Below are 17946 nucleotides of genomic sequence, written 5' to 3'. Positions count from 1 at the left end.
TTGATTGAAAGGATTTAATTTTCGTCGATTAATTCAACTTCTAATTGTTCTTCTTCTTCGACTTCCTCTTTCTTTTTGGTAATCAATTTCTCCATTTTTCGGTCATTCAAGACGTATGAAACCGATTTTTGGTCTAGTTCTTCAAGAAATTCTTTTGAAATATCGACTTTCAGCTGTCCATTGTCCATATTTAGATGTATATTTTCTTCCATATTATGCACAATGAACGTAATTGGATAATCTCCTCGATATTTTTCAATGATATTTTTATAATTTTCGATTAAATCTGTTGAAATATCTTTGATATTTAGATGTAAAGCGATTTTTTTTGCTAAATTAGCAAGTACGTCTTGCAATTGCATCATCATTGTAAACTGAATGCGAGGTTCTGCCTTTTCGTTACTATCCTTCTTCTGCCATCCTTCTTTAACTACAAATTTACAATACAGAAAAGTGCCTAAAATGAGGTAGTTACGAAATTTTAAATAATCATCATTAAATAATTTGAATTCGTGCGACCCTTCATAATCTTCCAAAATAAATGACGCCCAACCTTTTCCGTTTTTAGAGGTACGATGCTGGACATCGGTAATCATTCCAGCAATACTTATTTCTCTGTTAATCAAGGGAGAAAGGTCTTGTAATTGTGTAAGTGATAAATTGCAGAAATTGTCCAATGAATGTTTAAAATCATCTAACGGATGCCCTGAAATGTAAATCCCTACAACTTCTTTTTCGCGACGTAATTGTTCCAAATTTCCCCAACTTTCACAATTCGGAATGGTAGGTTCAGGAATTTCAACTCCCGAACTTTCTCCAAATAAACTCATTTGAGGTGAGTTTTTATTTTCCTGATACTTATTGCCATAGCGGATAGCTTTTTCTAAAAAGACAATGCCATCGCCTTCATCGTGAAAATATTGAGCTCGATGTACTTTGGTAAAAGAATCAAATCCACCCGCCAAAGCAATGTTTTCAAAGGCTTTTTTGTTAATATTCCTGAAATCTACACGTCTGGTTACATCAAAAATAGAAGTATAATTTCCATCTTTTCGGCTATCAACAATGGTTTCTACTGCATTTTTTCCAACCCCTTTGATGGCTCCCATTCCAAAGCGAATGTTTCCGTCTTTATTTACGGTAAATTTATAAAACGATTCATTTACATCAGGGCTTAACACTTTGATTCCCATACGTTGACATTCTTCCAAAAAGAACGAAACTTGCTTAATATCGTTCATATTATTGGAGAGTACCGCCGCCATAAATTCAGCAGGATAGTTGGCTTTCAAATATGCAGTTTGGTATGCAATCCAAGCATAACAAGTGGAATGCGATTTGTTAAAAGCATAACTCGCAAAGGCTTCCCAGTCCTTCCAAATTTTTTCTAAAATATCCGCAGGATGCCCATTTTTGATGCCTCCTTCCACAAACTTAGGTTTTAGTTTTTCAAGTAAAGCGAAAATCTTTTTCCCCATTGCTTTACGAAGCATATCAGCATCACCTTTGGAAAAACCAGCCAACTTCTGAGAAAGTAACATTACTTGCTCCTGATATACCGTAATTCCGTAAGTTTCTTTGAGGTATTCTTCCATTGCATCAAGGTCATACACAATGGGTTCCGTCCCGTGTTTGCGTTTGATAAAACTCGGAATGTACTCCAAGGGACCTGGTCTGTATAGGGCGTTCATCGCAATTAAATCAGCAAAAACGGTAGGTTTAAGTTCTCTCATATATTTTTGCATTCCAGGCGACTCGTATTGGAAAATCCCCACAGTTTCACCACGTTGGAAAAGCTCGTACGTTTTTTTGTCATCAATCGGAATTTCATCAGGATTGATTTCTATGCCATTCCGCCTTTTTATAAGTTCGACAGAATCTTTAATCAGGGTGAGTGTTTTAAGCCCTAAAAAGTCCATTTTTAGCAGTCCAGCACTTTCTACAACGGAGTTATCAAACTGAGTAACAAATAAATCCGAATCTTTGGCGACTGAAACAGGCACGAAATTGGTAATATCATCAGGAGTGATAATAACGCCACAGGCGTGAATTCCAGTATTGCGAACAGAACCTTCCAGAACTTGAGCTTGTTGCAGCGTTTCGGCAGCCAAATCCGTACCTTCGGCTATTTGTTTGAGTTCGTTTACTTTTGGAAGTTCGTCGGAACGTAGCTTTTCTTTCAGCTGTTTGTCGTCCATACTGAAAATCTTTGCCAATTTCATATTTGGCACGAGTTTGGCAATTCTGTCGGACTCGTGCAAAGGTAAATCCAGTACACGAGCGGTATCCCGAATGGAAGATTTCGCCGCCATTGTTCCGTAAGTGATGATTTGAGCCACCTGATTTTTTCCGTACTTGTTGATAACGTAATCCATTACTAATGAGCGTCCTTCATCATCAAAGTCAATATCGATATCGGGCATATTTACGCGGTCAGGGTTGAGGAAACGCTCAAAAAGTAAGTCGTATTTGATTGGGTCTATGTTCGTGATTCCGAGGCAATAAGCTACTGCCGAACCCGCCGCTGACCCCCTTCCTGGACCTACGGAAACGCCCATTTCACGAGCTGCTGCGATAAAGTCTTGAACGATAAGGAAATACCCAGGATATCCTGTTTTTTCAATAATCATCAATTCAAAATCCAATCGTTCAATAACTTCTTCAGAAAGAGGAAGTTCGTAACGTTTTTCTGCTCCGAGATAAGTCAGATGTCGGAGATATTTGTTTTCTCCTTTTTTTCCGTCAGGGTCATCTTCTACCAGAAATTCATCAGGAATTTGAAATTTTGGCAATAAAACCTCTCGAGCTAAGTTATAAATCTCAATTTTATCGATGATTTCTTGAATATTTAAAATGGCTTCTGGAACGTCCTTAAACAAAGTTTTCATTTGCTCGGCGGACTTGTAATAATATTCCTGATTGGGCATTCCGAAGCGATATCCGCGACCTCTTCCGATGGGAGTTGCCTGTTTTTCTCCGTCCTTTACACATAGCAAAATATCGTGTGCGTTGGCATCTTTCTGGTTGATATAGAATGTGTTATTCGTGGCTACGAGCTTTACTTGATGTTTTTTGGATAGTTCTATAAGTACTTGATTGACACGGTTTTCATCTTCTTGATTGTGTCGCATCAGTTCGATGTAAAGGTCTTCACCGAAAAGATTTTTCCACCAAAGTAATGCTGTTTCGGCTTGTTTCTCTCCGATATTCAGTACTTTGGACGGAACTTCGCCATTCATTCCACCAGTTAATACGATGAGGTTTTCTTTATATTTTTCAACGATATTTCTGTCAATTCTCGGTACGTAATAATAACCATCGGTATAAGCAATGGAAGCCATTTTTGCCAAATTGTGATAGCCATTTTTATTTTTGGCTAACATAACAACTTGATAACCATTGTCTTGATGGCTTTTGTCCAAATGATTTTCACAGACATTAAATTCGCACCCGACAATGGGTTTAATTTCGATTTCGGAAGGAGTTTCGCCCTTTTCGATAGCTTCATCATTTTTGGCTTTGGCGGATTTGTTGTGCCCCAAAACTTCCTTGATGAAATGAAAAGCCCCCATCATATTTCCGCTGTCGGTCATTGCTACGGCAGGCATTTTCTCCTGAATGGTTTTCTTAACCAGATTTTGGATAGATGTAGTGGCTTGTAATACAGAGAATTGTGTGTGATTGTGCAAATGAGCAAACGGAGCTTTTTCCAACAAGGCGATATTTGCATCAAGCTCTTGTTGACTTAATCCGCTTCCTGATTGCTTTTGAATTTCTTTACGAATTTCTTCCGAGGCCTCTTTCAGGTTGATGTGTTTTAGCCCAATGGGTTGAATTTCGGTTGGGTTATATTGTTGAAATTCAGTAATGTATTCAGCCGAAATATCTTTTGTTTCAAATCCTTGTCCGATGCGTATCAATTCAAAGAAACAACGGGTAGTTGCTTCCACGTCGGCAGTGGCATTATGCGCTTCTGCAAAAGGAACATTGAACAGAAATTTGTGTAACTCAGTGAGTGTAGGTAATTTATAACGACCACCACGTCCCCCAGGGATCTTGCAGAGTTCTGCTGTGATTTCGGTACAAGTATCCAAAACGGGCATATTAACAAGCGGACTATCAACACCATAGCGATGAAATTCTGCTCCCATAATATTGATGTCGAAGCCAATATTTTGCCCAACCACGTAAGTTGATTTTTTTAGAGCTTCATTAAACTCTTCGAATACTTTTTGAATTGAAATTCCTTGTTGTTGAGCTAATTCGGTGGATATTCCGTGTACTTTTTCAGCATCGTACGGAATGTTAAAATCATCAGGTGTGATGAGAAAATCTTTATGCTCTATGAGCTTCCCGTGACGGTCGTGCAGTTGCCAAGCAATTTGCACAGCTCGAGGCCAATTATCTGAATCTGTGATAGGTGCGTCCCAACGTTTTGGTAAACCTGTGGTTTCGGTATCGAAAATTAAGTACATAATCGTAAAAATCTGAATTGCAAAAATACAATTTTTTTAACAAATAGGCTATGAGTAAAACTTATGCATTTCAGCTACAATTTTTTTGATTTCCTCACGAAACCAATTGGGTGAAATCACTTCAATTTCAGCTCCGTGAGAGAGAATTTCTTGTCGAAAATCATACGTTGGGCGTAAAAAATATTCAAAAAAGGTGTAATCATCTTCCGTTTTGATTTCTTTTTGAGAATGATGTAAGGGGAGGGATTTCAAAAAATTAGATTTTGATTTTTCAACCTTAATTGTTACTTTTTCGGCTGAAATAGATTCATCAACGATAATACCAAAACTGTTTTCAAAATAGTCTTTGGCATCAAAATCGTTATCTAATGAAAAAGATTCATCTGTGATTTTCAAATCTTTAATACGGTCGAGGGCGTAAATCCGCATTGCGTGGCTATCTTCTTTAAAAGCAATGAGATACCAGCGTTGTTTCAAAATTTTAAGGCAATATGGATGTATTTGAGCTTCGGTGGCAAAATCGTGTAAAAATCCTTGATAGTGGACAATCAATTTTAGATTTTCTTTCATTGCTTCAACGATTTGTCCCAAAAATTCTCGTCCTAAAGGCACATTTTCGGGCGAGATACGATGATGCAGGTTTTTTTGCTCTTGCAATAAATTTCCGACCGTAAAGGAATTTAATAACCAATTTTGAAGTGTATTTTGTTTAATATCAGCAATGTTGGAAATGTAATACTTGTAGCCGTTTTTGGTGTTGCACTCAATATCAATATCAAACATTTGAGCAATGGCTTCGCGGTGATTGTGAAAGGTACGCAACGGAAATTCTTTTTCGTCTTCGTTAAGAGAAGAATGCAACCAACGATTATTGATTTCTTCGTAGGTAATTCCTTGTTTTCTAGAGATTAAGTCGATTAGCCAAATATAACGCTTGAATAGACGAGAGGTACTCTCTTTTGCTGTTGTTCGTTTCATATTTCTTTTTTGACAAAGATAAATTAAATGTATGCTAAATCATGGCATGTGGTTGTTTTTATACTAATTCATAAAAAAATAAATAGATTCTTTAAGCAGATGGGGGTGGGGTTTTAGCTTTTGAGTCGTAATATTCCTTTTCCACTGTAACCTTTACTCTGTAAGGAACGGCATTAGCAACAAGGTGATTTATTGTAAAGTCACTCTTTTTAGTAATATTTCCATTTTTATCAAATTCATACTCATAAAATGTGGTATTTGAAGTTTCTACTTCATTATTTTGGTAGCTGTTAAAAGTTTCTTCAAGTAAAAAATCGGTTTTTGAGTCATATTTATACGTCGTGATAGAATAAAATTGGTAATCAGGTTTTGATTTTTTGTACCAAATAACTCGATTTTTACTGTCATATTTTCGTTTATGGATACGTGTTTTTCCGCAGTTATCAGTTATTTCCAAAAAATAGTGCTGACTGTCAAAAAAGAGGTCATTAGTTATGTTTAAAAATAAATATCTGCGTATTAGTTTTTTTCTTTCAAATTCAAATGTTTCGGTAGTGTTTTTTTTGTTATCGATAAAGTAAAATATTCTTGTAGTGGATTTTAAATAATCTGTATCTTTCCGAGCCTCCTGTTGTAATAACTCTTCTTTTTTGTTCTCTTGTAGGTCATAAAAATAAAACTTCTCATAGACTTTTGAAGAACCCGATTTGCAAACGCTTTTGACAATATTTCCATTTGAATCGTAATCGTATTTTGTTTTTGATATCTCTATTTTGTTTTCATGGGTAAATGTAAAATATTCTACATTTAATACCAATTGATTCAGATTGTTATAATAATTATACGAAACACTATTATTTAAAGGATCTAAGTTACTACTTATGGAATTCGAAGCAATTTCTTTACCTTGCTTATTGTAGAACCTTTTTTCTACATCGCCATTCATTGTTAATTTTGTTATTGAGGAGATTGTACCATTTGGAAAATAAGAAAAAAATATTTTTGAAAACAATGAGTTGGATTCAAAAATATTGATCATTTCTAAATTATCGTTTTTGTCATAGATATTTTCAAAAATTTTATTTACAACGGTGTGCACCTTATTTGGATTTTCTTTTGAAGTTTGTTTTTTAAGTATTTGGGTGATATTTCCGTGAATGTCATAGGTACAAAGATGTGTTTCATCGAATTTTTCAAATTTTCTAAATCCTCTATATTCAATAGGATATTCAACATCTCTAATAGTTTTCAGTTCTCTTTTTACTTGACTTGCCATCATGTTATTTTCATTTTTAACAAAATTAAACTTATGATACGCTAAATCACTGCATATGTAAATTATTTTTGAAAAAATTTAAATGCATTTTATGTTAAATATTGAGTATAAGAATTTTGCAGATGATTAAAATATGAAACATTACAAAAAGTTGTTTTTTCGTTTTGCCATTGTTGTAATCCTTGGCTGTGGATATGCCCGAAAATGTGATACTTAGGTGTGGATTCAGTAATGAGTCTACGCAAATTAGAACAACCAATATCATCATCTAAAATTCCTTTTACGGGAGCGTGTGTGATTAAAAAATCTACATTTTCAGAGATTTGTACCTCATTTTTCAGATACGGACGTGCTACTACCGAGCAGAAACGAATTCCCTCAAAATCCATTTCTTGATTTTCGAGTAAGACAATACTTTTGGGAATAAGAATTTTAGCCCTTTGTGGATATCGGTCGAAGAAAATTTCGTGATTTCCGGCTACAAACAATCGTAGTTTGGCAGGAATTGAGCCGTACCATCTTAAAAAATGCGGAAATTCATTTTCGGAAAATCCTTGTATGCCATCTCCTGCACAAATCAGAATATCGATGTTTTCTGGAATTTCTAACTTATGATGCATTCCGTGTGTATCGGAAAAAGCAAATATTTTATGATTTTTATAGTTAAAAAGCATTTTGTTTCTTTTTTAGAAAAATAAAGGCAGAAAAACCAAAATTTCTGCCCTTTAATTTATGTTACTTAACCTTATCAAAATCAGTTTTTAAACTTTCTATTTCGGCGATGATTTCATCAGCGATTTCATCATCCGAAAAACCGTCAAAATCCTTAAAATTCTTTTGTCCAAGCCAAGTAACAGCTGAAGTATATCCAAACTCACTCAAAATTTCTGAAAAACTATCTTGCTCATAATATTCTTTTTTTGAATAGTTTTCTTTTGGATTAAAATCCGTATGACGAACACCGATACTTCCTTTACCACTCTGTGTTATAGTTAGTTGTAATTTACTAACATCAGGAAAAGGAATGCGGATTGTTGTTTTATTTTCTTCCAAAATGGTTGAATCCTTAAAATTTTCTTTCAATAGATTGAAAATATTTTGCGGATTGATATTTGGCTGAAAATTAAAATCTTTCATATTTTTAGGTTGCGTTGTATTCTCTAAAAAACAAGATTTTAAGTATATTGATTTTGGTTTATATTTTCCTCTCCCTATCAAATACAGCGGATGATAAAAACTATTTACTTCAAATTCATTATGTAAATAACTTATATTCAATGACTTTGTTTTTTCAAAGAATTTCAAGGCAACGGGTTTGAATTGTTCATCGTTTCCTAAACCTCCCCAACCTAAATAAACAGGAGCTTTTAAGTTGTTCAAATCGACATCAGTAGTTTGGTAAAACAGCCGATTTTTAACATTTTGAGCAATTTTTAAGGCTTTACCTAAATCGGCTTCTATAACGTTAAACAGATTAAAAACTTGGATAACACCTTTAAAATCAGAATTGTTAAACTTTGAATATTCTCTAAACAATTTTTCAATGTTTTGCATCGTGTTATCTGCCGTAAATTCGTGCCATTTTTCGGAGGCGTCAAATTTATTTAGTTGCTCAAGGATTTTCTCATCGCTAACTACTAACTTTGATTTGGCACTACCTGGGTTTTTCATCACCACCGACCCGATAACTTCCCAAGAATCACCGAATTGCAATAGTGTTCTCCAACGATATTGAACTTCTTTTTCTCCTTTTTCAATAAAAAAATGTGCGTAAACTTTCATATTTTATATGTTATAAATTATTATTGTTTTTCGGTACAAAATTAAATTGTGGCTATGCTAAATCACGGCATAGATTTATTTCTTTTTGAATTTTTGGAAATAAAAAATACAGCTCTTGTTTTACTCTATCCATTTGGTTGGATTCTAGTAAACCTCAAATCAAAATAGGTAAAAAAATAATTTTATGGGACTAAAATATAAAAAATAGTAGAAATATTAAAGATATGTTAAAAAAATATGTAGATTGTGGAACAAAATTACAATTCCTACGGATAATATTGGATATGTTCTTCTTCAATAGAAGTGGTGATGCCATCGGTTTTAATATGCGTTTTTTTAATCAAGTTTCCTGTATCATCGTAGGTTTCCAGATATTTTTCAATCATTTCGGTGCTAATTATTTGTTCGTCTGAATTGTAGGTGGCTCTTTTACGTTCCGACGGATTTCCGCTGGGGTTATTGTATTGATAGGTTTTCAAGTAGTAATCTCCGTTTTGCTCAGTAATTTTGCGTTCTATAAGGCGGTTTTCAGTATCGAATTTTTGAGTACATTGTCTAACTACAACTCCATTTTCATAGTCAACGTTTTCTAAAAAATAGAAAAATTCGTTTGTATCATCGTTATCCGAAACGCACATATAAACGGTTCGGTTTTTAATTTCTTTTTTTCCTTTTTTCTTTTTGGTACGTTCATATTTTGTCACTTCTCCGTCGTCATATTCAACGCATTCCATAATATTTTCTTCTCTTTTAAAGTAGTGAAAACTCTTTTTATAGAGAGTGTGATTTTCCTTGTCCAAACACTCTATTTTGTGCATTATTTTTTGCCCTTGTTCGTAATAAGCAAACTCTTTTGTAATATCTTCGGCAGAACGATATTCTTTTTTCCATGAAATAAGTTTTTTGTTGTCATCATACTCAAAGTTTTCATAACCAATTAAATTTCCATTATTAGAGTACTCAATAGCTATTATTGTATCGTGTAACTCATCGTATTTATACTCGACTATTTTAGCTTCATTTGTTTCTCCCAAAGTATAGGATTCTTTTCGGATAATTTTTCCGGAACCGCAGTAAACTTCTTTTTCTATACGGTTGTCTTCTGAAATGATGGAAATATACTTTTGGCTAAAATGATGATAGAAAAAAGATTCTTGTCGTATCATTTTTTGATTTTGAAAAACTTTCACATTGGATAATTTGTTCCATATATTGTACTGATTTTCAAAAATTTTGCTTTTTGGAGAGACAACGAACTTTCCGTCGATGACTTCTTCAATACGGTGCAGGGTGATGTTTCCGTGCAGGTCGTATTCTTCTGTGATTATTCTTTTGGGTTTTTGATAGGTAATTTCGGTGGTGTTACCGTTTAGAAAATAGATTTTTCGGATTTTCTTTTTAACGTTATTCATATTTCAATCTTGTATCTTGGGGTCAAAAATAGTTTTTATATATGCGAAATTACAGCACAGGCGTTTTTTTTTAAATGAAAGTGATACATAAATTTCACGACCGAAAATTCTGTTTCAAGTACGAACGGTTGACTTATTAATATTTCCTTAATTGTTAAAATTTTGGTAGGAGGAATAGAACAGCTAACCTGTTTAAACTTTTAGAAAAGTAAAAGTTTAGACAGGCTTTAATCAAATATCTTAAAAATAAAATTTTTACAAATAAATTCTTCTTTAAAAGTATAAAAAAGAAGAGCAAATTAAAGCTAAGAAACTTTGCTATTTTCGTCGGGTGGGACTGATAATTTTCACGTTCTGAAAAGCAATTGCACCACGAATAACACCTGAAATTACTTCATATAAAGCTTTTACAGTTTGTAGTTTTAATTCATTTTTATGATAAATTAAGCTGATTTCTCGTGCGGGATATGGCTCGGCGAAGAGGTGTATATGTTTTTTTTCGCTTTCTTTCAACTCCAAAGAATGCAGGTACGGAATTAGGGTCATTCCTAAGCCTTCATTTGCTAATCGGATTAGTGTTTCAAAACTTCCACTTTTTAGTTGGAAATACTTTTTTGATTCAATAATATCTTGATTACAAATGTTTAAAACGCTTTCTTTGAAACAATGTCCGTCTTCTAACATTAGAATATCGTTTATATCCAAGTCTTCTGAATAGATGGTTTTATTGGCTTGTAGCCTGTGATTATCAGGAATATATGCTACAAAAGGCTCATAATAAAGTGGTTTCTCAATAATATTTGGGTGATTTAGAGGAGTTGCTAAAATAGCTGCATCATAAGAGCCTTCTTCAATCTTTTGTAAGATATTTTCAGTATTTTGTTCTTCTATTTTTAAAGAAACTTTTGGGTATTTATGAATAAAATTAGCCAAAAACATAGGTAATAATGTAGGAGAAACTGTGGAAATAATTCCCATACGAAATTCTCCTCCAACGATTCCCTTTTGTTGAGCGACAATATCGTTCATTCTATCCGATTCATTAACAATGACTTGAGCTTGCTTAATGATTTGTTCTCCAATTTCAGTAATTTGTAATGGTTTTTTACTTCTGTCGAAAATGATTACTCCCAATTCTTCCTCCAATTTTTGAATTTGCATACTTAAAGTAGGTTGGGTAACAAAACTATTTTCGGCTGCGGTGGTAAAATTCTTATATTTTGCAACGGCTAAAACGTACTGAAATTGGGTAATAGTCATAGTTTTTTATTTAAGTTAGAAAATTTTTATTTTTTAAAAAGCTCTTCTTAATTGAGGAAGTACTTCTCTTCCAATTTCATTCAAAATAACATCAACTGGACGTGAACTATGCTTCAAGACTAGTATTATATGATTAACACCTATCTTTCTCAAAGTTAAGAACATATCAATTAAATAGTTTCTTCCTAAGCGAAATCCCAAATCAATATTTACAGGTTTAAAGTTTGGGTCTTCCATAAGGTCAATGTATATGGGTTGAATGTAAGGTTTTCGAGCTTCCCCTCCCTGCTCTAATGTTTCTATCCAATTTTTAACAACTTTTTTTGTGAGGGCAAAGTCACGAGGATAATAAATCCATCCATCAGAATTTTTTGAAATCCATTCCAAGTTAACTCCGCCAATATGCCCTGTAACGTACATAGGAATATTCCCCTTTAGTGGTTTTGGAATCACATCGCCCGATTTGTTCATAAGAATGCCATAATCATTGTCATAGTGAGGAAATTCTTTTGACCAAATATTTCTAAGCATTTTCATATGTTCAAATACTCGGGTACTCCTCAATCCAAAAGGCTGATTGAAAGCAGGATACTCTATTGGACGGTCGCCTGAAGCTACTCCCATATGAAAGCGATTCGGAAAAAGTACGTCCAAACTTGCCGAAGCTTTCGCAACGTGAAGAGGGTGACGTAAAGGCAATACCAAACTGGCTATTCCTATTTTGATGGTTTTTGTGAGAGATGCTATGTGCGAAAGATATACCCAAGGGTCAAAAATCTGTCCTACATCTCTAAAATCAGGGTCTTTTAGGGGAATATCACGCACCCAAATGGTATCAAAACCATAAGATTCAGCCAGTTGTATCAAATGTATCTGATTTTCCATTTTTGGAACGCTTCCCTCGTAAGCCTCTATAGGAAGAAGTAGCCCGATGGATAGGTTATAGGCATCTAACATAGCATTGCTTTTTACGTATGCAAAGGTAGTTTTATTTTCAAAAATAGCAAAAAAAGAGCTTATATTTGTCTCGAAAAAAAACTATTTTTTCAAAATCTGTTAATATTTTTTATTTTTCAATTAAAAATCCAACTAATTTCATAACAGGTTCATTTTTAGGTGGTTGTTTATTTCTCAAAGTCTATGAGGTAACGATTTAGTAACGGAGCCAATTTCATTGATTTTATTTGTTTTGCGTTGTAACTCAATGTTGCAAAGGTACGAACTATTTACAAATTGGCAAATAGTGAGGAGGTTCCGTTCAAAACAATCAAAAGAAACGTTCGTAAGCTCTAATAAACAGATAATTAACATATATTCTTCTTTTAGATATTAAACTTTCTTAAAAAAAGATAAGAAAATCTTTTTATCTTCGATGTGTTTTTTATACTTTTGCCAAGAAATATACTAACAAACTAATAATAATTCGTATGAAAAGAATAACAACAACATTAGCAGCAGTTTTGCTCATTTTTGCAAGTTGTAAAAACAACAATCAGAATCAGCAGCAAACACAAGAAAGTACGCCTCAAACAACAGTAACGGAAAAAGAAACTCCTAAGGCTGAGGTGGTGGATACGTCTAATCCTTCGGATTTTATGTCAAACAAAGGAATAGGTCCAGTCAAAAGTGTAACCATTGGCGAAACAATCGACCAAGCTATGGCTAAAAAAGGGGAGGAGCATTTCAAAACATTATGCTCGGCTTGCCATAGACCTACAAAAAAATTCATTGGTCCGGCTCCGAAAGACATTTTAAAAAGACGTTCGCCGGAGTGGGTTATGAATATGATTATGAATCCGGAAGAAATGATTCAGAAAGACCCAATCGCAATGCAATTGCTTAAAGAGGCTAACGGAGCTCCGATGGCAAACCAAAATGTTTCTGAGCAACAAGCTCGTGAAATTCTGGAATATTTCAGAACCATCGAATAATTTTGGATAATATTAAATAGTTTCTATATGAAAAATGTAATTAAATTTTTTGGATGCGTTACTTTGTTGTCGGCAATAGTATCTTGCGGCTCTGACAAAAAAAACGGTCAAGGCGTATTGGATACCGATGTGGCATCAAAAGTATATGTAAAACCCGGTGAACACGACGAGTTTTATGCTTTTCTATCGGGTGGATTTAGCGGACAGGTGAGCGTTTACGGTTTGCCTTCCGGGCGTTTGCTTAAAGTGATTCCCGTATTTTCTCAGGACCCTGAAAAAGGATACGGCTACAACGAGGAAACAAAACCAATGTTGGAAACCACACACGGTTTCATTCCTTGGGACGACTCGCACCACCCTGAACTTTCTCAAACAAAAGGAGAAACAGACGGACGTTGGTTATTCATCAATGGAAATAATACACCGCGTATTGCACGTATTGATTTATCTACTTTTGAAACTGCTGAAATTATCGAAATTCCAAATAGTGCTGGAAACCATAGTTCACCTTTCACTACAGAAAATACTGAATATGTGGTAGCGGGAACTCGTTTTGCAGTGCCTTATCCGCAGGAAGATGTAGCTATCAATCAGTACAAGGGAAAATTTAAAGGGGTACTTTCATTCATCAAAGTTAATCCTGAAACTGGGCGAATGAATATTGAATTTCAAGTATTAATGCCTGGATTTAATTACGATTTAGCGCATTCTGGTAAGGGAGCCTCTCACGGTTGGACGTTCTTCACGACATACAATACTGAAGAAGCTAACACACTTTTGGAAGTAGAAGCTTCTCAAAATGATAAAGACTTCATCGCTGCCATAAATTGGAAAAAAGCAGAAGAATTCATCAAAGAAGGTAAATTCAAGGAAGTAGATGCAAACTATATGCACAACATTTACGATGAACATACACACATAGCGACTTCTACCAAACAAAACAAAGTGAAAGTTTTATCGCCTGAAGAATGCCCCGGATTGGTTTATTTATTACCAACACCAAAATCACCTCACGGAGTAGATGTTGACCCAACGGGTGAATACATCATCGGGAATGGAAAACTTTCGGCAGACCTAACCGTTCATTCCTTTACAAAAGTTTTGAAAGCCATCGAAGAGAAAAAATTTGAAGGAGAAGCCTACGGAATGCCAATCTTGAAAATGGACGAAGTTGTTGGAGGAATCGTGAAAGAAGCAGGACTTGGACCTCTCCACACAGAGTTTGATGACAAAGGTTTTGCTTACACTACACTTTTCATTTCTTCTGAAGTTATCAAATGGAAAGTTGGTACGTGGGAAATTGTGGACAGACAGCCCGTTTACTACTCACCAGGACACTTAATGATTCCAGGAGGAGACTCCAAAAAACCAGACGGAAAATATCTTTTGGTAATGAACAAAATCACTAAAGATAGATACTTACCAACAGGTCCAGAACTTACACAATCTGCACAATTATTTGATATTTCAGGAGATAAAATGCAACTTTTGTTGGATTTCCCAACCATCGGTGAGCCTCACTATGCACAAGGTATTCACGCTGACAAAATAGCTCCTAAATCTGTGAAATATTATCCGCTTAAAGATAATAAACACCCGTACGTTGTAAGAAGCGACGCAGAGGCAAAAGTAGTTCGTGAAGGAAACATCGTTCACGTGTATATGGGAATGATTCGTAGCCACTTCTCTCCTGATAATATTGAAGGAATTAAAGTAGGTGACAAGGTTTACTTCCACGTAACCAACTTAGAGCAAGATTGGGATATTCCTCACGGATTCTCAGTATTGGGTGCACGAAATGCCGAGTTGCTCATTATGCCGGGACAAACAGAAACTCTTTATTGGGAGCCTCTGAAAGCGGGAATTTATCCGTTTTATTGTACAGACTTCTGTTCGGCTTTGCACCAAGAAATGCAAGGATACATTCGTGTTTCAGACAAAAATGCGAATGTTGAACTCAAATGGAGCTTAGGTGAAGAATAAAACAAAATCCGTAAAGTAAGTACGTGAAAATGCGTACTTACTTTATTTAAAAACAGTTGTTATGAAAAATCTATCGCGCATATTGATGTTTATTGCCTCAATGTTAATGCTTTTACTTTTTGCATTTCCTATTTGGAATATTACATTGGAGGCTCCGCAGTATCCTGAAGGGATAAAAATGTATATTTGGATTAACAAAATAACAGGAAGTGACGAATTCACACTTCAAAATGTAAATATCCTAAATCACTACATTGGGATGAAAGCCATAACTCCCGAAAGTATTCCTGAATTGACTTACTTTCCATATATAATCATCGGATTGACAATTTTAGGGGTTGTTTTTGCCATTATAGGAAAGAAAATTCTTTATTTAGTGTGGAGCCTACTGCTTATGGTGTTAGGAGCATTAGGTATATACGACTTCTACTTGTGGGAATACGATTATGGTCATAATTTAAACCCTACGGCACAAATTAAAATACCCGGAATGAGTTATCAACCACCGCTTTTGGGAGAGAAACAATTATTGAATTTCCTTGCAAAATCATATCCCGATATGGGAACTTACGCAATGATTTTGGCAAGTATTATAGCCTTCGTGGCGTTTATGATAGTTTACAGGCGTAAGAACATCTCTTAAAGTTTTATAATAAGTGTTGTTGATTTGATGATAATCCTATAATTGGCAACACTTATTTTCTTTATAAATAAAATACTAAAAATATGAACATATCAAGAATAATTATTTTCATCGGAATAGTAACAAGTGTAATTAGCTGTAAACCCAAAGCACAACCCATCGATTACGGAAGCCATTTGTGTGATTACTGCCAAATGACCATTGTGGATAAGCAATTTGCTGCCGAAGTGGTAACCAATAAAGGCAAAGCTTATCGTTATGATGCCATAGAGTGTATGCTTCGTGACCAAAAGGAAGATGTAGCACTTTATTTGGCTTGTGATTATATGTCACAAGATAAGTTGGTCGATGCAACAAAGGCTACTTTTTTAATTTCTGAAAATCTTCCAAGCCCAATGGGAGCGTTTCTTTCTGCTTTTGAAAATAAAGCCGATGCAGAGAAAATGCACAAAGAAAAAGACGGAAAATTATACGATTGGGAAGCCATCAAGCAATATTTTTTGGAAGAAGAGTCGGAATAAATAAGTCAGTTTTGACTAAAAAAACTCAATAATTTTCTTCAAAAGGGTTTCTTTCTCTCCAAAATACGAAAACTTTACTACAAAATAGCCAATCCTTTCGGGGGAATGGCTAACTTTGTGCCTAAAATAAGCAAGTTGCTCCGGGGAAAATATAAATCCGGCAGTGGAAAATGTAAATCCGATGGGGAAATAATAAAGTCACAGTATTAAATAACTAAAAAAAGTGGGGGAATTAGAAAAATTTTCTGTACAAAATGAAATATAAGTCCAAAATAAGAAATATTTTCTGTTTGTACCGAAAAATGACATTTCAAAAGTATGGAATTTCTCGTACAATTTTCAAATTTTAATATCAAACAGAGAAATCAGAAACCAAATCACCTTCATTGCGATATTTTTTACTGAAAAATCATATTAAAAAACACTTTTTTTGATGCTAAAAAAATTACTTTTATATCACTTTCTGTTAATTGGCTTTTTTGTCAAAGCAAACACGATTACCGTTTGCCAAAATTGTCAAGTAAAAACCTTAAAACAAGCTGTTGAAATGGCTCAGCCCAATGACACTATTCTTGTTGAAAAGGGAACTTATAAAGTACACGATTTAACCATTGATAAGCCGCTGGTTATTTTAGGAAAAAATCGCCCAATTATTGACGGAGAGCGAAAAGGAGAAATACTTGTTGCCAAAACTTCTGACATTGTCATAAAAGGATTTCATTTTAAAGGTGTTGGAGAAAGTTTCACGAAGGATTTTGCAGCAATTAGACTTGTAAAAAGTAATAATTTCATTATTGAAGACAATAGTTTTGAGGATATTTACTATGGAATATTCTTAGAAAAGTCTAACGATGGCATTGTAAGGCAAAATCAAGTCGTTGGACGAGCAAAAGAGGAGTACAATTCCGGAAATGCTATTCACTTATGGTACTGCAATCGTGTAACCATTGAAAATAATGATGTATCAAAGTCGCGTGACGGTATTTATTTTGAATTTGTATCTGAATCTACCATCAAAGGCAATAAAAGTTATAACAATCTTCGCTATGGCTTACATTTTATGTTTTCTAACAATAATACGTACTACAAAAATGAATTTCGTGCCAACGGAGCAGGAGTTGCAGTAATGTTTTCCAAGTTCATTGAAATGAAGGAAAATATTTTCCAAAAAAACTGGGGAAAAACTTCTTACGGATTGCTTCTGAAAGAAATTTATGACTCAAAAATCATCGGAAATATCTTTCATCAGAATACGATTGGCATTAATGGAGAAGGCTGTACAAGAATTGATTACGAAGAAAACACATTTTCAGAAAACGGATGGGGAATCCGCATACGTGGGGCGTGTTATACGAACAATTTTTTCCATAATAATTTTGAAAATAATACTTTTGATGTTTCGTACAGCAATAAAGTTCACGATAACAAATTTGAAAATAATTATTGGAGCGATTATACGGGCTACGATTTGGATAAAAACGGCATTGGAGATGTGCCTTTCCGCCCTGTGAAACTGTTTTCGTACATTGCTAACAAAACTCCCGAAAGTGTTGTGTTACTACGAAGTCTTTTTATTGATATTATCAACTTTTCGGAAAAAGTAGCTCCGTCTTTCACCCCCGAAAACTTAATAGATCCGTCGCCTTTGATGCGTCCATATCCAATCAAGAAATAAAGTGAATATA

General features: G+C 34.5%; 13 protein-coding genes. 5 read left to right on the top strand and 8 right to left on the bottom strand.

Annotation, left to right across the window (positions count from 1 at the left end; all coding sequences use genetic code 11):
• Positions 1-14 precede the first annotated feature (14 nt).
• From dnaE to YW9_RS0101950, 8 genes are all read right to left on the bottom strand, one after another.
• Complete coding sequence (gene dnaE / locus YW9_RS0101990; RefSeq protein WP_018278503.1) at positions 15-4475, bottom strand: DNA polymerase III subunit alpha; 4461 nt, start codon at positions 4473-4475, stop codon at positions 15-17.
• A gap of 48 nt (positions 4476-4523) precedes the next feature.
• The gene (locus YW9_RS0101985; protein ID WP_018278502.1) at positions 4524-5453 is read right to left on the bottom strand and encodes a WYL domain-containing protein; all 930 of its coding nucleotides are present in this window, start codon (positions 5451-5453) and stop codon (positions 4524-4526) included.
• A gap of 91 nt (positions 5454-5544) precedes the next feature.
• Positions 5545-6729, bottom strand: a complete 1185-nt coding sequence (locus YW9_RS0101980; RefSeq protein WP_018278501.1) for a hypothetical protein — start codon at positions 6727-6729, stop codon at positions 5545-5547.
• Between the two features lie 89 nt (positions 6730-6818).
• Positions 6819-7403 carry a metallophosphoesterase family protein gene (locus tag YW9_RS0101975; RefSeq protein ID WP_018278500.1) on the bottom strand — a complete coding sequence of 195 codons (585 nt, stop codon included), beginning with the start codon at positions 7401-7403 and terminating at the stop codon, positions 6819-6821.
• A 61-nt stretch (positions 7404-7464) separates the two neighbouring features.
• Positions 7465-8511, bottom strand: coding sequence for a hypothetical protein (locus YW9_RS12970; RefSeq protein ID WP_018278499.1), 1047 nt, complete (start codon positions 8509-8511; stop codon positions 7465-7467).
• A gap of 266 nt (positions 8512-8777) precedes the next feature.
• The gene (locus tag YW9_RS0101960) at positions 8778-9923 is read right to left on the bottom strand and encodes a hypothetical protein (protein ID WP_018278497.1); all 1146 of its coding nucleotides are present in this window, start codon (positions 9921-9923) and stop codon (positions 8778-8780) included.
• A 318-nt stretch (positions 9924-10241) separates the two neighbouring features.
• Positions 10242-11183: a hydrogen peroxide-inducible genes activator gene (locus YW9_RS0101955; RefSeq protein WP_018278496.1), complete on the bottom strand. Its 942-nt coding sequence runs from the start codon at positions 11181-11183 to the stop codon at positions 10242-10244.
• Between the two features lie 33 nt (positions 11184-11216).
• Positions 11217-12140, bottom strand: coding sequence for a TIGR03571 family LLM class oxidoreductase (locus tag YW9_RS0101950; protein WP_018278495.1), 924 nt, complete (start codon positions 12138-12140; stop codon positions 11217-11219).
• Between the two features lie 470 nt (positions 12141-12610).
• Between YW9_RS0101950 and YW9_RS0101945 the strand changes: the two genes are divergently transcribed.
• The 5 genes from YW9_RS0101945 to nosD all read left to right on the top strand — a co-directional run bounded on the left by YW9_RS0101945 (position 12611) and on the right by nosD (position 17936).
• Entirely contained in the window at positions 12611-13114 is a 504-nt protein-coding gene (locus tag YW9_RS0101945; RefSeq protein ID WP_018278494.1) for a c-type cytochrome, read from the top strand.
• Between the two features lie 27 nt (positions 13115-13141).
• The gene (gene nosZ / locus YW9_RS0101940) at positions 13142-15097 is read left to right on the top strand and encodes a Sec-dependent nitrous-oxide reductase (protein ID WP_018278493.1); all 1956 of its coding nucleotides are present in this window, start codon (positions 13142-13144) and stop codon (positions 15095-15097) included.
• Between the two features lie 61 nt (positions 15098-15158).
• Complete coding sequence (locus tag YW9_RS0101935) at positions 15159-15740, top strand: hypothetical protein (protein WP_026193738.1); 582 nt, start codon at positions 15159-15161, stop codon at positions 15738-15740.
• Positions 15741-15823: 83 nt separating this feature from the next.
• Entirely contained in the window at positions 15824-16261 is a 438-nt protein-coding gene (locus YW9_RS0101930; protein ID WP_051074745.1) for a nitrous oxide reductase accessory protein NosL, read from the top strand.
• Positions 16262-16694: 433 nt separating this feature from the next.
• Positions 16695-17936 (top strand): nitrous oxide reductase family maturation protein NosD, encoded by a 1242-nt coding sequence (gene nosD, locus YW9_RS0101925; protein WP_018278490.1) that lies wholly within the window; start codon positions 16695-16697, stop codon positions 17934-17936.
• Positions 17937-17946 lie beyond the last annotated feature (10 nt).

It is taken from the genome of Capnocytophaga cynodegmi DSM 19736, assembly GCF_000379185.1.
GTDB lineage: Bacteria > Bacteroidota > Bacteroidia > Flavobacteriales > Flavobacteriaceae > Capnocytophaga > Capnocytophaga cynodegmi.
The sequence above is the reverse complement of the archived record's forward strand: the minus strand, read 5'-3'. Positions and strand labels throughout refer to the sequence as shown.

What these genes read in the sequence shown, in the direction of transcription:
- dnaE (WP_018278503.1), bottom strand. Translation starts at nt 4,475, where the DNA reads ATGTACTTAATTTTCGATACCGAAACCACAGGTTTACCAAAACGTTGG.
- YW9_RS0101985 (WP_018278502.1), bottom strand. Translation starts at nt 5,453, where the DNA reads ATGAAACGAACAACAGCAAAAGAGAGTACCTCTCGTCTATTCAAGCGT.
- YW9_RS0101980 (WP_018278501.1), bottom strand. Translation starts at nt 6,729, where the DNA reads ATGGCAAGTCAAGTAAAAAGAGAACTGAAAACTATTAGAGATGTTGAA.
- YW9_RS0101975 (WP_018278500.1), bottom strand. Translation starts at nt 7,403, where the DNA reads ATGCTTTTTAACTATAAAAATCATAAAATATTTGCTTTTTCCGATACA.
- YW9_RS12970 (WP_018278499.1), bottom strand. Translation starts at nt 8,511, where the DNA reads ATGAAAGTTTACGCACATTTTTTTATTGAAAAAGGAGAAAAAGAAGTT.
- YW9_RS0101960 (WP_018278497.1), bottom strand. Translation starts at nt 9,923, where the DNA reads ATGAATAACGTTAAAAAGAAAATCCGAAAAATCTATTTTCTAAACGGT.
- YW9_RS0101955 (WP_018278496.1), bottom strand. Translation starts at nt 11,183, where the DNA reads ATGACTATTACCCAATTTCAGTACGTTTTAGCCGTTGCAAAATATAAG.
- YW9_RS0101950 (WP_018278495.1), bottom strand. Translation starts at nt 12,140, where the DNA reads ATGTTAGATGCCTATAACCTATCCATCGGGCTACTTCTTCCTATAGAG.
- YW9_RS0101945 (WP_018278494.1), top strand. Translation starts at nt 12,611, where the DNA reads ATGAAAAGAATAACAACAACATTAGCAGCAGTTTTGCTCATTTTTGCA.
- nosZ (WP_018278493.1), top strand. Translation starts at nt 13,142, where the DNA reads ATGAAAAATGTAATTAAATTTTTTGGATGCGTTACTTTGTTGTCGGCA.
- YW9_RS0101935 (WP_026193738.1), top strand. Translation starts at nt 15,159, where the DNA reads ATGAAAAATCTATCGCGCATATTGATGTTTATTGCCTCAATGTTAATG.
- YW9_RS0101930 (WP_051074745.1), top strand. Translation starts at nt 15,824, where the DNA reads ATGAACATATCAAGAATAATTATTTTCATCGGAATAGTAACAAGTGTA.
- nosD (WP_018278490.1), top strand. Translation starts at nt 16,695, where the DNA reads ATGCTAAAAAAATTACTTTTATATCACTTTCTGTTAATTGGCTTTTTT.